Annotated in this window: 14 protein-coding genes; all 14 read right to left on the bottom strand. The window is 71.5% G+C overall.

Annotated elements, in window-relative coordinates:
• Positions 1 to 27 precede the first annotated feature (27 nt).
• The 14 genes from HDA43_RS12045 to HDA43_RS11980 all read right to left on the bottom strand — a co-directional run bounded on the left by HDA43_RS12045 (position 28) and on the right by HDA43_RS11980 (position 18,961).
• Positions 28 to 1,659: an endo-1,4-beta-xylanase gene (locus HDA43_RS12045; RefSeq protein WP_179819848.1), complete on the bottom strand. Its 1,632-nt coding sequence runs from the start codon at positions 1,657 to 1,659 to the stop codon at positions 28 to 30.
• A 156-nt stretch (positions 1,660 to 1,815) separates the two neighbouring features.
• The gene (locus HDA43_RS12040; RefSeq protein WP_179819845.1) at positions 1,816 to 3,375 is read right to left on the bottom strand and encodes a cellulase family glycosylhydrolase; all 1,560 of its coding nucleotides are present in this window, start codon (positions 3,373 to 3,375) and stop codon (positions 1,816 to 1,818) included.
• 192 nt (positions 3,376 to 3,567) lie between these two features.
• The gene (locus tag HDA43_RS12035) at positions 3,568 to 6,093 is read right to left on the bottom strand and encodes a glycoside hydrolase family 9 protein (RefSeq protein WP_179819843.1); all 2,526 of its coding nucleotides are present in this window, start codon (positions 6,091 to 6,093) and stop codon (positions 3,568 to 3,570) included.
• Between the two features lie 295 nt (positions 6,094 to 6,388).
• Entirely contained in the window at positions 6,389 to 9,328 is a 2,940-nt protein-coding gene (locus HDA43_RS12030) for a glycoside hydrolase family 48 protein (RefSeq protein WP_179819840.1), read from the bottom strand.
• 304 nt (positions 9,329 to 9,632) lie between these two features.
• Positions 9,633 to 11,252, bottom strand: a complete 1,620-nt coding sequence (locus tag HDA43_RS12025) for a cellulase family glycosylhydrolase (protein ID WP_218911690.1) — start codon at positions 11,250 to 11,252, stop codon at positions 9,633 to 9,635.
• Positions 11,253 to 11,509: 257 nt separating this feature from the next.
• Positions 11,510 to 13,078, bottom strand: coding sequence for a serine/threonine protein kinase (locus tag HDA43_RS12020; RefSeq protein ID WP_179819838.1), 1,569 nt, complete (start codon positions 13,076 to 13,078; stop codon positions 11,510 to 11,512).
• Positions 13,065 to 14,078 (bottom strand): LacI family DNA-binding transcriptional regulator, encoded by a 1,014-nt coding sequence (locus tag HDA43_RS12015; RefSeq protein ID WP_179819835.1) that lies wholly within the window; start codon positions 14,076 to 14,078, stop codon positions 13,065 to 13,067. Before HDA43_RS12015 ends, HDA43_RS12020 begins: the two co-directional genes overlap by 14 nt.
• Before the next feature lie 105 nt (positions 14,079 to 14,183).
• A complete protein-coding gene (locus HDA43_RS12010; RefSeq protein WP_246423959.1) occupies positions 14,184 to 14,741 on the bottom strand; it encodes a GNAT family N-acetyltransferase in 558 nt (185 codons plus the stop codon).
• A 178-nt stretch (positions 14,742 to 14,919) separates the two neighbouring features.
• On the bottom strand, positions 14,920 to 15,258 hold the full coding sequence (locus tag HDA43_RS12005; protein WP_179819832.1) for a DUF2516 family protein: 339 nt from the start codon (positions 15,256 to 15,258) through the stop codon (positions 14,920 to 14,922).
• Positions 15,259 to 15,483: 225 nt separating this feature from the next.
• On the bottom strand, positions 15,484 to 15,930 hold the full coding sequence (locus HDA43_RS12000) for a hypothetical protein (RefSeq protein WP_179819830.1): 447 nt from the start codon (positions 15,928 to 15,930) through the stop codon (positions 15,484 to 15,486).
• On the bottom strand, positions 15,927 to 16,466 hold the full coding sequence (locus HDA43_RS11995; protein ID WP_179819828.1) for a helix-turn-helix domain-containing protein: 540 nt from the start codon (positions 16,464 to 16,466) through the stop codon (positions 15,927 to 15,929). The genes HDA43_RS12000 and HDA43_RS11995 overlap by 4 nt, the downstream gene beginning before the upstream one ends.
• Positions 16,467 to 16,629: 163 nt before the next feature.
• Entirely contained in the window at positions 16,630 to 17,556 is a 927-nt protein-coding gene (locus HDA43_RS11990) for a M56 family metallopeptidase (protein ID WP_179819825.1), read from the bottom strand.
• Positions 17,553 to 17,909 (bottom strand): BlaI/MecI/CopY family transcriptional regulator, encoded by a 357-nt coding sequence (locus tag HDA43_RS11985; RefSeq protein WP_179819823.1) that lies wholly within the window; start codon positions 17,907 to 17,909, stop codon positions 17,553 to 17,555. The genes HDA43_RS11990 and HDA43_RS11985 overlap by 4 nt, the downstream gene beginning before the upstream one ends.
• Positions 17,910 to 18,124: 215 nt before the next feature.
• Positions 18,125 to 18,961 (bottom strand): class I SAM-dependent methyltransferase, encoded by an 837-nt coding sequence (locus HDA43_RS11980; protein ID WP_179819821.1) that lies wholly within the window; start codon positions 18,959 to 18,961, stop codon positions 18,125 to 18,127.
• Position 18,962 lies beyond the last annotated feature (1 nt).

The raw sequence follows: 18,962 nt of genomic DNA, 5'->3' as shown, positions 1-18,962 counted from the left end.
GAGGCCACGCCGGGTCGCGGGGAGGCGTCAGGAGAAGGCGGGGGCGGGCGGGGTGCCGGTGCCGTTCCAGGAGCCGATGTAGCCGAAGGTGGTGGAGCCCCCGGCGGGGATCGTGCCGTTCCAGTCGGCGTTGGTGAAGGTGTAGGCGGGCCCGCCGCCGGTCACCTTGGCGCTCCAGACCTGGGTGATGCCGACCCCGGAGGGGTAGGTCAGCGTGGTCTTCCAGGAGGTGACGGCGCTCGCGCACCTGATGGTGATCTCGGCCTGGAAGCCGCCCTGCCAGGAGTTGACCAGCTTGTAGGTGGGCGTGCAGCCGGTGGACTGCCCGGCCAGGGTGGTGAAGCCCACCGTCCCGGAGGCCGGGGAGGTGTTCCCGGCGGCGTCGCGGGCGACGACGTGGACGGTGTAGGCGGTGTTCGGGGTGAGGCCGGTCAGGGTGAGGGAGGTGCCGGTGGCCGAGCCGAGTCTCGTGGTACCGGAGTAGACGTCGTAGCCGGTGACGCCGACGTTGTCGGTCGCGGCGGCCCAGGTCAGCGTCGCCCCGGAGGAGGTGACGGCCGACACGGACGGCCTGCCCGGCGCGGTCGGCGGCGTGGTGTCGGAGGGGTCGGGACCGCCGGCGGCCAGCGCGTCGTGGATCGCGGTGTAGGCGGGCTTCCTGCCGTAGTTCTCGTCGTACGGCAGGGCCGCCCCCTCACCCGGGAACGTGTCGGGCACCCAGGAGTACTTGTCGGTGAAGCCCCAGATCGTGACGCCCACGCACCGGCTCACCGCGAGGCAGGCGTCCATGACGTTGCGGTAGTAGGTGGCCTGCCGGGCGTCCTTGGTCGAGTCGCGGGGGACCGCCATCCGGACGTCGATCTCGGTGAACCGGACGTCGACCCCGAGGTCGGCGAAGCGCTGGGCGTTCTCCTTGACCTGGCCGGGGAAGCCGTACTGCAGGGAGAGGTGGCCCTGGAAGCCGACGCAGTCGATCGGCACGCCCTGCCCGCGCAGCGTCTTGACCAGGTTGTACATGGCGGTGCTCTTGGCGTTGACGCCCTCGACGTTGTAGTCGTTGATGCACAGCTTGACGTCCGGGTCGGCGGCGCGGGCGGCGCGGAAGGCGTCGGCGATGTAGCCGCTGCCCAGCTTCCGGTACCAGAACGAGTCACGCATCGTCCCGTCCTCGTTGAACGCCTCGTTCACGACGTCCCAGGACTTGACGACGGGGTTGTCGGCGTAGCGTCCGACGACCGTGGCGATGTGGTTGTTCATCGCCGAGCGCAGGGTGGTGGCGTCGAGGTTCTCCACCCAGCTCGGCGTCTGGCTGTGCCAGACCAGGGTGTGCCCGTGCACCTGCTGGCCGTTCTGCGCGGCGAAGGCGACGACGGCGTCCGCGCCGGAGAAGTTGAACTGGTTCCGGCTCGGCTCGGTGGCGTCCCACTTCATCGCGTTCTCGGGTGTGACCTGGTTGAACTCGGTGGCCGCGATGGTCCGGTAGGACGCCTCGTTCGCCAGCTGGGTGGTGGCCACCGCCGTGCCGATGAACTTGCCGCGCGCCTCGGCGTGCGCGCGCAGCGGCTCCGAGGCGTGGGCGGGCGACGCCGCGACGACGGCCGAGGCGACCGGCAGGAGGGCGAGCGCTCCGATCGCGATCACCCTGCGGGTTCGTGACATGGGTGGTTCCTTCCTGGGGGGAGGCGGGCCCGGCGGGGCCGGGACCCGGGTGTCAGAAACTTGTGTCGCTAGTCCGAAACTTTCGGAGCCGGCGTGAGGGGAGGGGGTACGGCCGGCCGGGCCGTACCCCCTCGTGGGCGGGGTCGTCAGGGGCCGTCAGGAGAAGGTGGGCGCGGGCGGGGTGCCGGTGCCGTTCCAGGAGCCGATGTAGCCGAAGGTGGTGGAGCCCCCGGCGGGGATCGTGCCGTTCCAGTCGGCGTTGGTGAAGGTGTAGGCGGGCCCGCCGCCGGTCACCTTGGCGCTCCAGACCTGGGTGATGCCGACCCCGGAGGGGTAGGTCAGCGTGGTCTTCCAGGAGGTGACGGCGCTCGCGCACCTGATGGTGATCTCACCCTGGAAGCCGCCCTGCCAGGAGTTGACCAGCTTGTAGGAGGGCGTGCAGCCGCTCGCCTGTCCGGCCAGGGTGGTGAAGGAGGCGGAGTCGGAGGCGTCGGAGACGTTCCCGGCGGCGTCGCGGGCGACGACGTGGACGGTGTAGGCGGTGCTCGGGTTGAGGCCGGTCAGGGTGAGGGAGGCGGTGGTGGCCGAGCCGAGCCTCGTGGTGCCCGAGTAGACGTCGTAGCCGGTGACGCCGACGTTGTCGGTCGCGGCGGTCCAGGTCAGCCTGGCGCCGGTGGAGGTGACCTCGGAGACCGCGGGCTTGCCGGGCCTGCCGGGCTTCTGGGTGTCGGGGGTGCCGGGGTTGCCGTAGATCGTGGCCTCGCGGGAGGTCTGCGCGATGCCGTTGGCCCCGTTGAAGAGACGCTGGCCCCAGCTCGTCAGGTCGGCGGTGTTGAAGTTGGTCACCTGGTCGAGATACTCGACGCCGCCGCCGTTGCCGCTCCAGGACCAGCCGAGGTAGCCGATGCCCCGGGACTGCGCCTGGGCCATGATCGTGTCCTCGTCGGGGTCGCCGTCGGAGTGGTTGAACCCGAACTCGCCGACCACCAGCGGCAGGTTCGCCGTCTGGAAGCGCTGCATGTAGTCGGTGACCTCGGCGGCGGTGTCGAACACGCCGTACATGTGGATGGAGAAGACGGTGTTGCGCTGCGGGTCGGCGGCGAACACGGTCGCCGCGTTGTCGCGCATGGTGAAGCTCCAGTCCTGGCCCCAGTTGGGCGCGTCGACCATGAGCATGTGCTGGAACCCGGCGTCCCGCATCCGCTTGATCGCGGCGGAGGTCGCCTGGGTCCAGCCGGGGGTGGTGGCGTTGTTGCCGAACGGCTCGTTGCCGATGTTGATGACGACGTGGTCCTCCTGGCCGGCGACCGCGCTCTTCACGCTGATCCAGTAGTCGACGGCCTGGTCGAGGGTGTAGGCGCCGCTCTGCTCGCCGTACCCGGTGGTGTCGTGGTTCTCCAGCACGCAGATCAGCTTGTTCTGCTTGCACAGCGAGACGACATCGGCCACGTCGGAGGCGGTGTTGGGGGTCCAGCGCCCGCCGCTCAGCACCACGCGGACCGTGTTGGAGCCGAGGGACTTGATGCCGGCGAAGGAGGCGGTCTGGGACGGGTACCAGGTGTGCGCGTGGCTGGTGCCGCGCATGACGAACGGGGTGCCGTTCCCCTCAAGGATCTTGGTGCCGCTCACGTGGAGTCCGGTGGCGGCGTGGGCGGGGGGCGCCCAGACGAAGAACGACGCCAGGAGCGCGACGAGGAATGCGAGTCGGGTTCTCATGCCTGCCTCTTCCGGGGGTGACCCGGAGGTCGTACGAGGGCGGGGGTGTCGTAGGGGCTGGGAGAGAGGGGCCCGGCCGGACGGAGGGGTCCGTCACGTCCGGCCGGGCCTGGGGCCGCGCCCGCGGCGGGGGCACCGGGGCGCGGCGTTCCGGGACCGGCCCGCCGCGGCCGGTGGCTCCGGCGTACGGGGTCAGTTCGCGGCGCAGGTCACCGCGGGGACGGCGTTGGCGCCGTTCTGGGTTCCGGTGAACCCGAAGGCGGCCGTGGCGCCGGGCGCCAGGTTGCCGTTCCAGGAGATGTTCCTGACGGTCACGTCCGCCCCGCTCTGGGTGTGGGAGCCGTTCCAGAGCTGGGTGACGGTCTGGCCGTTTGCGAACTTCCAGCTCACGGTCCAGCCGCTGATGGCCGAGGCGCCCTCGTTCTTGACCGTCACGTCCGCCTGGAAGCCGCCGCCCCAGGAGCTGGTGACCTTGTAGGCGGCGGTGCAGCCGCCGACCGGGGGCGCCGTCGTGGTGAACGACGTGCTCGCGGAGGCCGGGGAGGTGTTTCCGGCGGCGTCGCGGGCGACGACGTGGACGGTGTAGGCGGTGTTCGGGGTGAGGCCGGTCAGGGTGAGGGAGGCGGTGGTGGCCGAGCCGAGTCTCGTGGTGCCGGAGTAGACGTCGTAGCCGGTGACGCCGACGTTGTCGGTGGCGGCGGTCCAGGTCAGCGTCGCCCCGGAGGAGGTGACGGCCGACACGGCGGGCTTGCCCGGCGCGGTCGGCGCGACCTCGTCCTCGACCGGCGGCGGCTCGTCACCGGGCGGGTTGCCCCAGATCTTGGCCGTCCCCGCGTACAGGGTCATGTTCGGCGTGCGGACCGGGGTCGCGCCCGGGGTGGTCGGGATGTCCTTGTACGACCAGTCGTTGGACGGGTCCCACGCGCCGGTGCTGGCGATGCGGAACTGCACCTCACGCCGGTGCTGCGACTGGCCCGCCGGGGCGATCGAGGTGCCCGAGCAGTCCACGGTGACGTAGTAGGTCTTCCCCGACAGCAGGGTCGGCCCGGTGGGCGCCTTGCACTGGTTGTAGGCCGACGAGACGGTGACCTGGCTCGCGGTGGTGTCGCCGTCGAGGGTGAAGTAGTAGCGGAACGAACCGTTGTCCAGGACGCGGGCCGGCCAGGCGGACTGGTTCCGGACGATGGCCTTGATCTCGGTGAACGTCGTGCCGGAGGCGTTCACCCCGGCCTCCACGAAGATCTCCGGGCCGTCGGGCGTCTCGGCCTTGGGGAAGCCGGTCGCCGGGGCTCCGCCGTACTCGGAGTACAGGCGGGCGAGCGCGCCGGTGAAGCCGGCGTTGTAGTCGGTGGCGACCTCGTTCATCACGTAGTCGTCGCGCTTGTCGGTGTAGGCGTCGTCGGGGTCGGGCGGGCCGCCGACGAGCGCGCCGTACAGGGTGTGGCGGGTCTCGGCCGGATTGGTCATCTGGTCGGTCCACGAGCCGTGCGCGGTGCGGTGGTGCGGGTTCTTCGGCGGGTTGTCGCCGAACCCGATCACGTAGGAGGAGCTGCGCGGGTTGTCGCCGAGCGCGTAGTCGATCTGGCGCTTGGCGAAGTCGTGGTAGCGCGCCTTGCGGGTCGAATCGGTGATCGTGTCGGCGTGGACCAGCGCCGCGAACGCGGTGTTGGCGGCGTAGCGCAGCGACCCCCACCGGTCGAGTACGGCCTGGCCACCCGGCGAGTACTTCACCCGCTGGCCGTTGACGCCGACCGTCCAGTAGTCGAGCCAGCGGTTGGCGTCGTCGAGGTAGCGCTGCTTGCCGGTCAGCTTGTTCAGCAGCACGTAGGCGCCGTAGGACTTGTCGTCCCAGGCGATCGTCCACTTGTAGGACCTGGTCGTGGACTGCGGCTCGGTGCCGAGGTTGTCGTAGTAGGACTCGGCCTTGGCGAGGTAGGAGGCGTCCTTGGTGGCCCGGTACAGCCAGATGGCGCCCCAGACCAGCTCGTCGTTGTAGCCGCTCCAGGAGTTGTAGTAGCCCTGGGCGTCGGAGATGCAGTCGCTGTACTTCTTCCGCACGGTGTCGGCGAAGGTGTACAGCTGCTTGGCGTGCGTCAGCAGCGTGTCGGCGTAGGACGGGTTCGTCGGGCGGAAGACCATCGAGGAGGCGGCCATCGCGGCCGCGGTCTCCCCGGCGAGGTCCGACCCGCCGCAGGAGGCGTCGATCCTGTAGGCGGGCCGCTCCATCTGCATCGCCTCGGCCGGACCCCACCAGGCGTGGTCCTTGCCGCCGTTGCCGACCTGCCCGTAGAGCACGTTCGGCGACGGGTGGGCCTTGATGAAGTAGTCGTTGACGAACTTCAGGTTGTTCAGCAGGTGGGTGAGCTGCCCGGCGGAGTCGTAGGCGTCGCGGTACTCCACCGCCCCCCAGGCCAGCATCGTCGCGCTGGCCGCCATGGGCAGGCCGAACTTGACGTGGTCGCCGGCGTCGTACCAGCCGCCGGTCAGGTCGAGCCCGGCGTCCTTGCCGTCGTTGAGCGCCGAGTCGCCGCGCCAGCCGACGCGGTTCCAGCTCGGCAGCTTGCCGGACTGCTGGGCCTCGTAGAACCAGATGGACTTCTGCAGGGCATCGCCGTAGGCGAACGCCGGGGCGGCGCTCGCCGGCACGGCCTGGGCCACGGCGGGCAGCGGGGCGGCGACCACGGCCGCCAGGCCGAGTGCCGCCAGGTGTTTCCTCATCGGGGGGTGCCTCTCGGGAGACGAGACGGTGCTGTGGACGAGACGGGTTCCGCGGATCGGCGCCGGGGGTACGGCGGGCCGGTGAGGGGGGTACGGCGGGCGCCGGGGTACGGCGGGCCCGTGAGGGAGGGGAGCGGCGGGGCGGTCGATGGTGCTCGGGGCGTGACGGCAGGTCAGGGGTACCGTCACGCCCCGAGGTCTCGCGGGGGCGGGCCGGCCGGGGAGCCGGCCCCGCTCCGTCAGGGCGGGGGTGGGCCGGCCGGGCCGGCCCTGCCCCGCCGGGGCCGGGTGCGGGTCAGCCGAAGAGCCGGCCGTACTCCGCCAGGGCGACGGCCACGTCGACCTGGGCCCAGAACCGGTGGTAGTTGAAGGTCGGCGCGGGACCGGTGCCCTTCAGGTAGGCGTCCACCTTCGGCCAGTCCGGGTCGTTCTTGTAGAAGGACCGGATCGACAGGAAGGTGGAGTTCGAGTCGATCACGTCGCCGTTCGGCATCTTGCCGGTCCAGCCGGCCGGGACGTAGATCGGGTCGTCGAGGCGGTTGTAGTCGGCCTTGGTCTCCGGGGTGGAGACGCCCTTGGCGTCCTGGTTGTTCTTCCACATGCCGTCGAGCAGCCCCTTGGCGATGCTCTGGGCCTTGGCGTCACCGGCCTTGGCCGCGTAGTACATCAGCACCTTGGCGTAGGAGCCGGCCACACCGACGTCGGTGGTGTAGTCGCGGATGCTGACGTGCAGCCCGGTGTTGGGACGCGGGTTGTTCGGGTCCCAGGTCTCCGGCTGGCCGGTCCACACCAGGGTCGAGGGGATCTGGAAGGTGCCGTCGGCGTTGACCGTGGTGTTGTCGGTCGCCCACTTGACCCACTTGTCCAGGACGAGCTTGGCGTCGGCGTTGCCGGTCGCGTAGTAGAGCTCCGCGACGCGCTCCATGGACCACGCCTGGAAGCCGAACCACTGGTTGGACGGCGGGTCGTGGTAGACCGGCTGCCAGTCGTAGGCCATGCCGTAGAAGGTCGGCAGGGTCGACGGCGGGCTGGCGTAGTGGCCCTGCCAGCTGTTGGTGGCGCCACCGGCGATCGCGCCCTCGGTCGACTGCAGCCAGCGGTAGAACTCCAGCTGCCGCTTCAGGCTGGTGGTCCAGTCCTGGACGGCGGTCGTGCCCTTGGGCTTGAGCGCGTCCACGCTGGACAGGGCCCAGGCCGCCATCGGGTTCTGGTAGCCGGAGTGGTTGTGGCTGGAGCCGATCCGCCAGGCCCAGCCGGCGGAGCTGTCGAGCGCGCCGCCCCAGGCGTAGTACCAGCTCAGCAGGTAGGCCGAGCTGTCCTTGCCGGTGCCGGCCGGGCACGAGGTGCTGGTGCAGCCCTGCTTCTTGAAGTACTTGTCGTACATCGCGTAGCGCAGGTAGTCGCCCATCTTCGCGGCCTTGGTGACCGAGGCGGTGACCTGCGACTCCTTGCCCTGCTCCTTGGCCCAGGTGTGGGCCCAGTAGGCGACCTGGACGGCGCGGGCGTCGGCGTCGGGGGCGTTGGTGTACTTCCACTGCTTGGCGTAGCTGCTGTCCCCGGTGAACAGGTCGAGGAAGCCGTTCTTGCCGCCGTGCTTGAAGGTGTCGCAGGACGGCTGCGGGATGGTCTCGAAGACCGACTCCTCCGGGCCGCGCTGGTAGGTGTTGATGTAGGCGGGCCTGGTGGTGCCGTCACCGCAGCGGCCGAAGCCGTAGGTGTTGTCCACGTCCAGCAGCCAGTGCATGCCGTAGACGTCGCTGGTGCCGTAGGCGCTCTTCAGCTCGTTCGCGAGCGGGTCGACGCCGACGCTCACGCCGCCGTCCAGCTTGGACGGGTACTGCTTGATGTCGTCCCACTCGCCGGCGTAGGTGGCGGGCTTGGACGGGTTATAGAAGGAGTTGGTCGGCTGGTCCGCGGTGGAGGGGATGATGTACTTCTCCATCGAGGCCCAGGCGGCGTTGAACTTGGTCCAGTCGCCGGTCACCCTGCCGTAGGCGGCCTCCAGCCACAGGTAGTAGCTGTAGGCCTCGGAGGTGGTCTCGTGCCCCTGGTCGGGCGCCTCGACCATCAGGGTCTCCACCGAGTGGTACGGCACGCCCTCCGGCGAGAAGTAGCCGTTGGCGGGGTCCTTGAGCTTGTTGTACATCGTGGTGAAGCGCTGGACGTACTCGTTGTCGCCGCCGGTGGTGTCGTTGTCCACCTCGGTGGCGGTCGCCTTGGCCGAGGTGTGGCCGGCGGCGGCCGCGGTGAACTCGGCGGTGCCGGAGGTCTTGTCGGCGTCCTCGGCCGCGGCGATCCGCACCGTCTGGGCGGTGTTCCAGTTGGCCGGGGTGAAGGTCAGCGTTCCGCCGGAGGCGACCGTCAGGTCGGTGTCACCGCTGGTCCTGGTGGTCGTCACGGTGACGTTCGAGGCCGGGGCCTTGGAGAGCCTGACCGACAGGTTCGCGCTGCCGCCCTCGGGGACGGCGAGGGTGGCCGGGCTCAGGACGACCGCGGGGGCGCTGTCGGCCCGCACGCTGATCCCGACCGGGTCGGAGGTGGTGGAGGCGCCCTTGTCGTCGGTCGCCCTGGCGGTGATCGAGTAGTCGCCGGCCGCCACGCCGGTCCAGCTGTAGGCGTACGGCGCGGTCGTGTCGGTGCCCAGCAGGGTGGTGCCGTTGTAGAACTCGACCTTGGAGACCGTGCCGTCGGAGTCGGCCGCGTCGGCGGTGATGTCCACCGTGGCGGGCGCGGTGAAGGTGGCGCCCGCGACCGGCTTGGTGATCTTCGCGGTGGGCGCCTTGTTGACGGGGCCGGACCCGCCGCAGGTGGAGCCGTTGATCGAGAAGCTGCTCGGCTTGGGGTTGGACCCGGACCAGCTTCCGTTGAAGCCGATGTTGGTCGAGGCGCCGGTGGCGAGGCTGCCGTTCCAGTCGAGGTTCTTCGCGGTGACGTTCTGGCCGCTCTGCGACCAGGTGGCGCTCCAGCCCTGCTGGATCTTCTGCGCGGCGTCCGGGAAGGCGAACCCGAAAGTCCAGCCGTTCAGCGGGTCGCCGAGGTTCTTGATCGTTATATTGGCGGTGAAGCCGCCCTGCCAGTCGTTGGTGGTGTAGGTCACCTCACAGGCGACGGCCGCCTGCGCGGGCGCGGCGGCCAGCGCGGTGGTCATCCCGGCCGCCACGCTGAGCAGCGCCAGCCCGGCGATCCGTCTCCGGAAGCGTGGGAGCGCTCCCGTTCTTTGCGGGGATTGAGGCATCGGGAAGGTCCTCCAGGGGGTGGGTCGGCACAAAACCGCTGGTTGCGGTCACGTGCCGGTTGGAGCCGGGGGAAAGGGGGGTGGGAGCGCTCCCAAAAGGGATTTTTTGAGGCTGGGTGTCCGGATGTCAATGGGATGGATTCCGGGTTACACCCGCGTTTCACGCCGCGGGCCGCCAGGCTGCTGAGATCCCGGCGGGGGATTTCCCGCCGTCTGAAACTTTCACGTACCCGCGGAGGTGCCGGGGGCCCCGGGAGGCCGGGTCACCGGGAAGGGACCGGCCGCCGGGGCTCCCCGGAGGGGGTCAGGATCCGGAGCAGGTGACGCCGGACGGCTCGCCCGCCGTGCCGTTGGCGGTGAAGCCGACCGCGACCGACTGCCCGGCGCCCAGGTTCCGCGCCCAGTCGGGGCCCTGCGCCGTCCAGGTCGTGCCGCTGGTCGTGACGACGGCGTTCCACGCGCTGGCGAGCGTGACGCCCGAGGGCATCGTCCAGGTGGCCTTCCAGCCGTTCAGCGCCGAACCGCCGGAGTTCTTGATGGTCAGCTCGCCCTGGAAGCCGCCCTGCCAGGAGTTGACGAGCTTGTACGACGAGGTGCACGAGGCCGGGCCGGCCGTGGGAGAGACCGTCGGGGTGGCCGTCGGGGTGGCGGTGGGGGTGCCGGACGGGGAGGGCCCCGGGGTCCCGCCGTTCCCGCCGGACGGCGGGATCAGGTAGGGCTGGATGATGTCCTGCTTGACCTGGTCGACCGTGGTCCAGTCGTCCTTGAGGATGCCCCCGGTGTCACCGGAGTTGGGGTTCCACGACCAGTACGTGAACGACATGCCGTTCACCCCGGTGCCGGTGTACTTCAGCAGCTCCTGGAGCCAGACCTTGTCGATCGGGGACTGCATGGTGCTGCCGAACTCGCCGATCATGATCGGGGCGATGTTCTGCCGGTGGAGGTAGCCCCAGTACCGGTCCCAGATCGTGGGCATGTTCGCCGGGTAGGACGGGTCGTCGAACCACGCCTGGCGGTAGACGGACGTGGCGTACTCGTGCGGCGAGTAGACCAGGCGGTTCGGCACGCTGAGCCGTACCGGGAACTGCCCGGCCTTGGACAGGTTGCCGCCCCACCAGCCGCAGTCCTCGTCGTTGCTCGGGTCGTTGTCCCAGACGTTGGACAGACCGCCGCTCGGGCAGCTCACGCCCTCGACGAAGATCAGCCAGTCGGGGTTGACCGAGAGGACCGCGTTGCCCGCCCGCTCGGCCGCCAGCCGCCAGTCGCGCGCCGGGTCGCCGCAGCCCCAGCAGGACCCGGTGGCCGCCGGGTTGGTGCCCTCGGCGTGCGGCTCGTTGTGCAGGTCGGCGCCGATCACCGTGGTGTTGCCCGCGTAACGCCGGGCGAGCGCCTTCCAGTCGTCGATCCACGTGCTCTCCGGCGTCGCGGAGACGTACCACAGGGCCGACTGCCCGGCGGAGGTCGGACGGTGCCGGTCGAGGATGATCCGCATTCCCTTGCCGCCCGCGTAGGCGATGACCTTGTCGAGGATCTGCAGCGGGGTGTTCCCGGCCAGGTCGGGGTTGACGTAGTCGTTGACGCTGGTGGCCGTCGCGCCGGGCTTGAGCGCGTCGTTGGAGAACGGCACGCGCAAGGTGTTGTAGCCGAGCGAGGCCATCTTGTCGATCTGGCTCCGCCACGGGTTGCTCGACCACAGACCGTGGAAGGTCCTGTTGTCGGTCTCCATGCCGAACCAGTTGATGCCGGTCAGCCGGACGGTCGCCCCCGCACTGTCGACGATCTTGTTGCCGGAGGTGTGCAGGTAGCCGGTTCCGGTGCCGCCCGCCGCGCCCGCGGGGGAGGAGACGAACACGACCGCCAGCGCCGAGGTGACGGCGAGCGCCGCCAGCGCCGCCATCCACCTGCGAACACGCAGGACTCTCATCGGGTGCCCTTCGAGGAGTCGAGGACGGATCTGCCCGCGGGGGGTTCCCCGCGAGGGAGGTGCGGCCGGTCGCGTCGTCATGCTTGGCCGCCCGGCGGACGCCCGTCAACCGCCCGTCGACCGTCCCGTCTCCCCCGCGGGCCGCGTGACCTGCGCCGTCCCGGCACCGTACGGCTCCGGCCCGCCCCCGGGTTCCGTGAAAGTTTCACCGGCCGCGCCCCGCGGACGCGGCGGGGCGCGGCCGGCCGGCCGGCCGGTCAGCCGGTCAGCGCCAGCGCCACGTACCGGAGCTGGTCCCTCAGCGCGTCGCGGAACCCGTCCGACAGGGCGCCCTCCCGGTGCCGGGTGTCGATCTTCTCCCGGACCACGGCGAGGTCGCCGGAGCAGCAGACGACGCCGTCCAGCACCTGCCGCAGGTCCAGCGCCACGTCCGGGCGTATCCCGCCCCTGCTCTGCCCCTCGGCGAGCAGCGCGTTGAAGCCCCGCACGCTTCCCTCCAGGTCCGGCACCGGTGGGACCTCCGCCACCGGGGCCGTCTCGGGCGCCCCGCGGTCCGGAGGCGACCGCCACGCGCGGGCCGTCCGGTCCGCGCGTGGCCGCTCGACCGTCCCCGGGGACCGCTCGGGGGAACCGGCGGATCCGTCCGGGGTGGCCGCGGACCGCTCAGGGGTGCCCGCGGACCGGTCAGGGGGGTCCGCGGGCGGCGTGGAAAGGTCCGCGGGCTGGTCAGGGGAGCCCGCGGACCGGTCTGGAGAGACGGGGGAAGGGGGGTCCGGGGAGCGGGCCCGGCCCGGGGTGGGAGAGGCGCCGAGACGGGGCGTCGCGGACGGGACGGGCCGCGTGGCGGGCCCGAGCGCCGTGCCCGGCCCGGCCCGCTGGCCTCCCGGGCCGAGCACCTGATACCACGTCAGGGCTCCCGCGGCCAGTACCACCGCCGCCGCCACCAGCGTCCAGCGCACGATCACGGTCCGCGCCGCCGTACGGGTCCTGGACGGCAGCCGGGAGAGCCGGTCGGCCACCTCGCGGGCCTTCGGCCGCTCCGCCGGGTCGGCCGACAGGCAGCTCCGGCAGAGCGCGGCGATCCCGGACGGCAGGCCCGGCGCCCGGACCTCCGGCGGCGGTCCCTCCCGTCTCGCGTTCTCGATCTCCTCCCAGGTCCGCTCCGGGTACGGCGGGCCGCCGGTGAGCATCTCGAACAGCAGCACGCCGAGCGCGTACACGTCGCCGGCCGGGTCGGCCGTCGTGCCGGTCAGCCGCTCCGGCGCGACGTAGGGAGGGGTGCCGTAGTCGGAGGCGTGGTCGTCATCGCCCTCGCCGATGAACGCGGCGATGCCGAAGTCGAGCAGCTTGGCGCCGTCCGCGGTCAGCAGCACGTTCTCGGCGGTCACGTCCCGGTGGACGATGCCGCGGGCGTGGGCGGTGGCCAGCACGGCGGCCAGCCGGGCGGCGATGGCCGCCGCCTCCCGCCACGGCAGCGGCCCCTCGGCGATCCGGTCGGCCAGCGGCCGGCCCTCCAGCAGGCGCATGACCACGTACGCGGCGAGGCGGCCCCGGGTGGTGACCGTCTCGCCGTAGTCGTACACCTCGATCGCGTCCGGGTGGATGAGGCGCGCGGTGGCGCGGGCCTCCCGGCGGATCAGCTCCCGGTCTCCCCGGTCGGAGCCGAGATCGCCGTCCAGCACCTTGACCGCGACCTGCCGTTGCAGGGACCGGTCGAAGGCACGCCAGATGACGCTCATGCCGCCCGCCGCGATCGGCTCCACCAGGTCGTAACGACGGGCGAGGACGTCTCCCGCCTGAAGTCCACCGGGCTCAGGCGGACTCACGGACCACCAGCTCGGTGGGCAGGACCGGGTTGTTGCCCGCGCCGCCGGCCGTGGCCGGTGACGACATGGCCAGCAGCAGCAGGCGGGCGGCCAGGGCGGCGAACTCCTCCACGGGCTGGCGCACGGTGGTCAGCGGGGGAGAGGTCCGCCGGGCGACGGGGGCGTCGTCGAAGCCGATCACGGCCACGTCGTCCGGCACCCTGCGTCCCGCCCGCCGGAGGGTCTGGACGGCCGCGGCGGCCATGACGTCGGAGGCCGCGAACACCGCGTCCACGTTCGGCATCCGGCGCAGCAGCCACTGCATGCCGTGCACGCCCGAGTTGTGGCTGAAGTCGCCGTATGCCACCGGCACCCCGGTCATCCCGGCCAGGGCGAGCGTCTGCAGGAAGCCGTCGAGCCGGTCCCGCGCCGCCGGCAGCCCTGGCGGGCCCGAGATGACGGCGACGGACCTCCGCCCGCCGAGCAGCAGGTGCTCGGCGGCCTGCCGTCCGCCGTCGCGGTTGTCCATGTCGACGTGTGGAAGCTCGATGCCCTCCGGCGGCTTGCCCAGGCACCGTATCGGGACTCCGGAGGCGGCCAGGGTGACCGCGAGCGGGTGCCGCTCCCTGGCGCCGATGAGAAGGACGCCGTCGACGCCGCCGGAGACCAGCGGCGGCGTGGCGACGGTCGAGGTCGCCGCGGTGGCCGTCATCATCGCGAGGGGAACGCCGTGGCGGGTGAGCACCTCCTCCGCCGCGGTGATCAGCCTGGCGTAGAACGGCTCGGTGAACAGACGGTGTACGGGCTCGCAGAGCACCGCGGCCACCATGTGGTCGGACCGGCGTCCGGCGCCGCCCCTGGGGGCGCGGTGCCGGACGTAACCGAGACGTGAGATCGCGTCGTGCACCTGCCTGCGGGTCGACGTGCTGACCCGCACCGAACCGGTGAGTACCCGGGACGCCGTGGCGGGGGAGACCCCCGCTTCCGCCGCGACCTGGGCAAGTGTGGGTAGATCCGACATAACTTCCTCCACACCAACATTCCGCACAGGTGGGAGCGCTCCCAGTGAACGTAGCATTGTTTCGGAAGTGTCAAAAGATATTTCCAAAAAATCACTACATGTATGTCAAATCTCTCTGACTTTCCAGTCAGGGGCCAGTACCGCCATGGTGATCGAGTCGTGCCATTCCCCGTCCCACCGCAGGGCGTCACGATGCACGCCCTCCTGGACGAAGCCGGCCTTCCGGTAGACGTGCAGGGCCCGCTCGTTGAAGGTGAAGACCTCAAGGTGAATACGGTGGAGCGGCGTGGTGGTGAAGGCGTGGCGGAGCACCAGCCGGATCGCCTCGCCGCCGTACCCCCTGCCGAACACCCGGGGGCCGATCAGGGCGATGCGCAGGTTGCAGGAGAGGTTGTCGGTGTCGAGATCGTTGAGAACGATCTCCCCGACGTAGGCGCCGTCCTGGTCGTTGGCGCAGATCGCCAGGTCCAGCCGGTTGTCGTGCTCGCCGCGCGAGGCGTACCAGCGCTTGATCGCCTCATGGTCGGACTTGGCGTGCGAGCCGGTCAGCCGGCCGGTCTCCGGGTCGTTGACCAGCTCCCACAGCCCTTCGACGTGCTCGGGGCCGACGGGGCGGAGCGTCACGCGGTCCCCGGACAGGATGGGTTTGTCGGCGAACATCATCCGGAATGTCTACCTGGTCCGCCGCCCGCCGGGCAACGGGGTTACGGCGTCCGGGGCGACGGACCGTGTGCCCGGGTGGCCGGGCCGTGCGTCCCGGCGGCAGGGCCGCCGAGCAGGCGGGTCGCGGGTCCGGGCGAACGGGTCGCGGGTCCGGGCGGGCCGAACGGAGGGGCGGCGATCACCAGGGGCCGTAGGGGCCCGAGTTGCCGCCCCGGCCGACCTCGCCGACGGCCGGCTTCACGTCGGCGAGATAGATGCCGGCCGCGATCACCGCGGCGATGGCGAAGATGTTGAGCTGGCCGAGGCCGACCCCGAAGTAGCCCACCGCGGAGGCGAACGAGAAGAGGGCCGCCAGTCCCAGCACGATCAGCCAGAACTTCTTGCTCTGCTTGCCGGCGACCGCGAACGCCCGCGCCGACGTCCGTACGGCGTGGAAGAGGGCCCAGGCCGACATGGCGAACGCGGCGATGGAAAGCACCCAGAAGATCAGGTCCAACACGCCGTGGATCTGGAGCATCGCCTCTCCTAAACGTTCGCCTCGCTGGTGTCTCTCAGACTAATGCCGCCGGAACGTGTGTGCGGCACGCGAACCGGAGCCGCCCGCGGGCGCGTGCGGGCCGGCGCCCCGGAGGACGCCCGCGGTGCGCGGACCGGCTTCCGGGGCGCGCGGGATGTGAAAGCGCCCGCCCCGCGGCCCCGCCGCGGAAGCGGACGGGGGCGCGGGGCGGGCGCGGTGCCGGCGTCAGGCGCGCGCGGCGTTGTTCGGCTTGGTGGTGCGGGTGGTCTTCCGGGGCGAGGCGTTGGTGGCCGACGCGGCGATCGCCGGCTCGGCGGTCTCGGAGACCTCCTCCAGCTCCAGCGCGGCCTCGCCGCTCGCCCGGGAGACGACCTTGCGGCCACGGGTGGCGAACTCCTCGTAGAGGCCGGCCGCCATGCTGGTGAACTGGTCGGCGTAGACGCGGGCCTTCTCCGGGAAGTCCTTGGCGTAGACCTCGGCCTTGTCGGCGAACGTCCTGGCCCGCTCGGGCAGTTCCTTGGCGGCCTCGCGGATCTCCTCGCGGCGGTCCTGGAGCCGCTGCAGCTGGTCGGGGATCTCGCGGAGCTTCTCGACCGCGTAGTCGCCCGCGCCCGCCACGGCGTAGAACGGCTTGGAGTCGGCCAGCTTCTTGACCTCGGTGGTGAACGTCATTGATCAGTCCTCCTGGTTTTCCGGTTTGACGTCTTGGGCTTCGCCGCCGCCTTCGGGGACCCGCCGTCCTCCGGCGTGGTCACGCGGTCCTCGGGCGAGGGCGTGTCGTCGGGCGAGGAGTCCGTGCCGCCCCCCGGAGACTCCGCCGCCGGGTGCGCGTCCCCCGTGGTCCACGCGCCCTCGGCCGGTGTCTCCGACCGGTTCTCCTTGCGAAACGACTCGTAGATGTCGATCAGCACCTGGCGTTGCCGCTCGGTGATGTTGCGATCGGCCCTTATGGCGGTCAGCACGTCACTGTCGGGCTCGCGATCCTCGATGAGGCCGGCCTGAACGTAAAGTGCCTGGGAGGAGATCTGCAGGCCCTTGGCGATCTGGTTGAGGATCTCCGCGCTGGGCTTGCGCAGGCCGCGCTCGATCTGGCTGAGGTAGGGGTTGGAGACCCCCGCCGAGGCCGCCAGCTGGCGCAGAGAGATCTTCGCCTGCGTCCGCTGCTCCCGGATGTACTCGCCGATCGAACCGACCTTCGGTAGTGCCATGTGTCCAGTGTGCACCACTCTGCTTGCAAATGCAAACACGGTGGCTAACACCAGCAAACGCGGGCCGGCGCGATGAGGCGGAACGGAGCGGCCGGCGCGGCGTCCTGAGCCGTGCGCGGGCATGCCCGGCCGGCGTGGCGCCACGGCCGTACGGCCGGCGTGGTCAGTGCGGGATCAGCCAGAGCAGCGGGGCCGAGGAGGTCAGCGTGACCGAGAAGGCGACGATGGCGTAGCGGATCCGCCGGGGCAGGTCCGGCACCGGGTTGACCAGGCGCTGCACCCGGGCCATCACCGTGTCGCAGGTCCCCGTCGCGCCGAGCGTTCCCTGCGGGGCGGGGACGCTGCCCGCCGTACCGAAGCGCAGCAGGGCGGTGGCCAGGCGGCGGGGTGAGCAGTAGCGGCGGGCGGCGTCGTCGGCGGCCATCTCCACCAGCAGGCCGACCTCGCTCTGTATCAGTCTGACCAGCCGCGACCAGGGCAGCGCCCGGTGCAGGGCGGCGAACGGCAGCAGCACCAGGTCGTGGCGCTCGCGGACGTGCGCGCTCTCGTGGGCGAGCACCGCGGTCAGCTCGTCGGGGGACAGCAGCTTCAAGGTGCCGGCGCTGACGACGACCTGGGAACGCAGGCCGGGCACGCAGTAGGCGGTGGCGCCGGGGTGGTCGAGGACCCGCACGCCCGGGACGTCGGGGTCGTCATGGGAGACCAGCGCCAGCAGGACGCGGTGACGGCGCCGGGCACGGAGCGTCTGGGAGGCCGCGGTGAGCAGCACGACGACCAGCACCGACAGCGCGGTCAGTCCCGTGATGAGGGCGAGGATCCTCGGCACGTCGTAGGGGCCGGGGGCGTCGTAGCCGCCGTCGAAGGCCGAGTGGACGAAGGAGAGGAGACCGTGCAGCACACCCTGCCGGTAGGGCTCCAGGGCATAGGCCAGCAGGGCCCCCGTCCCCGCGAGGCCCCAGGTCACCCCGAGTGCCTGCCACAGGACGATGGCCACATGGGGAGCGCGGTAGGTCCACCGTGCGTGGGTGAACCGCCAGGCTCCAATCGCGCAGACCACGGCGAGTATCGCCAGGGCTGCAGCGGCTATCACTCGTCCTCCAGCTCCGAAAGGGCTCTGAGCAGGATCTCCGCCTCGCTACCGGAAACGGCCTGGGCGAACCTGGTGAGCGCGGCGGACCGGTCTCCGGTCATGTCCAACGCCTCAAGCATAAGCTCCGCGACGTACGCGTCGCGGCTCTCGGCCGGCTCGTAGCGCCAGGCGCGCCCGGAACGGGTGCGCACGAGGAAGCCCTTGCGGGTCAGCCGGTCGAGCACGGTCATCACGGTGGTCGGCGCGAGGTCCCGGTCGGCGATCAGACGCCCGACCTCGCGCGCCGTCACCGGGGATGACTGCGCCCAGATGATGTCCATGATGCTGCGTTCCAACTCGCCCAGACCCTTCACGGGAACAAGCCTAGCTCCCGCACCACGAGGGGTAGTACTACGGGTTGTCGAGTCACGCGGAAGTGGCCTTCCCGTCAGGGTTTCCGGCTTCGAGGTGATCGGCCCGGGGCTCCGGGGAGGACGCCCCGGATCTCCGGACGCGAAAGGGCGGGCCGGGACCCCGGGAACGGCCGGTCGAGGCTTCCCGGCGGCCGGTCGCGGATTCCGGTCACCGGTCACCGGTCACGGACGTCGGCCGTGGGCTCCGGGGGCCGGCCCGGGTTCCGGGGGGCGACCGCCGCCCAGTCGAGGGTCAGCTCGCCGAGCCGCCAGCGGCCCTCGCCGCCGAGCGGCGGGCGCACGGCCACCGGCCAGGCCGCGGCGAGCATCCGGGCGGCGGCGATCCAGCGCTGCCGCGCGCCGTGGGCGCCGAGGGCGGCGTTGACCGCCCAGGCCCGGTCGAAGTCGCGCAGGAAGGCGTGAACGGGCTCGCCGGGGACGTTGCGGTGGATCAGCGTCTTGGGCAGCCGCTCGGCGAGGTCGGAGGGACGGTCGAAGGCGTCGAACCGGGCCGCGAAGGTCAGCGTCCGCGGGCCGTGCTCGTCGAGCCCCACCCAGGTCGCCCGGTGCCCCACCTCCGAGCAGGTGCCCTCGACGATCATCCCGCCCGGCGCGATCCGGCTCCGCAGCAGCGCCCAGTGCTCCCACGCCTCGGCCTCGCCGTACTGCCGCAGCACGTTGAAGGCCCGCACCAGCAGCGGCGGCCTGCCCACCGGCAGCTCGAAGCCGCCGAGCCTGAAGGACAGCCCCGGCCGCTCGTACGGCCTGGCCGCCGCCACCCGGGCCGGGTCGATCTCCACCCCGACGACCTCGACCGACGGGCAGACCGCGCGCAGCCGTTCGAACAGCTCCAGGGTCGTGATGTGCGAGGCCCCGTAGCCCAGGTCGACCACCAGTGGGCGGTCCGCCGACCGCAGGAGCCGCCCGCAGGCGGCGGTGATCCAGCGGTCCACCCGCCGCAGCCGGTTGTGGCCCGTGGTCCCCCTGGTGATCTCCCCGACCGGTTTCGCCATC

The organism is Streptosporangium sandarakinum, assembly GCF_013409935.1.
GTDB classification, from domain to species: domain Bacteria; phylum Actinomycetota; class Actinomycetes; order Streptosporangiales; family Streptosporangiaceae; genus Streptosporangium; species Streptosporangium nondiastaticum.
The sequence above is the reverse complement of the archived record's forward strand: the minus strand, read 5'-3'. Positions and strand labels throughout refer to the sequence as shown.

Coding starts and splice junctions, on each gene's coding strand:
- HDA43_RS12045 (WP_179819848.1), bottom strand. CDS start 1,659: ATGTCACGAACCCGCAGGGTGATCGCGATCGGAGCGCTCGCCCTCCTG.
- HDA43_RS12040 (WP_179819845.1), bottom strand. CDS start 3,375: ATGAGAACCCGACTCGCATTCCTCGTCGCGCTCCTGGCGTCGTTCTTC.
- HDA43_RS12035 (WP_179819843.1), bottom strand. CDS start 6,093: ATGAGGAAACACCTGGCGGCACTCGGCCTGGCGGCCGTGGTCGCCGCC.
- HDA43_RS12030 (WP_179819840.1), bottom strand. CDS start 9,328: ATGCCTCAATCCCCGCAAAGAACGGGAGCGCTCCCACGCTTCCGGAGA.
- HDA43_RS12025 (WP_218911690.1), bottom strand. CDS start 11,252: ATGAGAGTCCTGCGTGTTCGCAGGTGGATGGCGGCGCTGGCGGCGCTC.
- HDA43_RS12015 (WP_179819835.1), bottom strand. CDS start 14,078: ATGTCGGATCTACCCACACTTGCCCAGGTCGCGGCGGAAGCGGGGGTC.
- HDA43_RS12010 (WP_246423959.1), bottom strand. CDS start 14,741: ATGATGTTCGCCGACAAACCCATCCTGTCCGGGGACCGCGTGACGCTC.
- HDA43_RS12005 (WP_179819832.1), bottom strand. CDS start 15,258: ATGCTCCAGATCCACGGCGTGTTGGACCTGATCTTCTGGGTGCTTTCC.
- HDA43_RS12000 (WP_179819830.1), bottom strand. CDS start 15,930: ATGACGTTCACCACCGAGGTCAAGAAGCTGGCCGACTCCAAGCCGTTC.
- HDA43_RS11995 (WP_179819828.1), bottom strand. CDS start 16,466: ATGGCACTACCGAAGGTCGGTTCGATCGGCGAGTACATCCGGGAGCAG.
- HDA43_RS11980 (WP_179819821.1), bottom strand. CDS start 18,961: ATGGCGAAACCGGTCGGGGAGATCACCAGGGGGACCACGGGCCACAAC.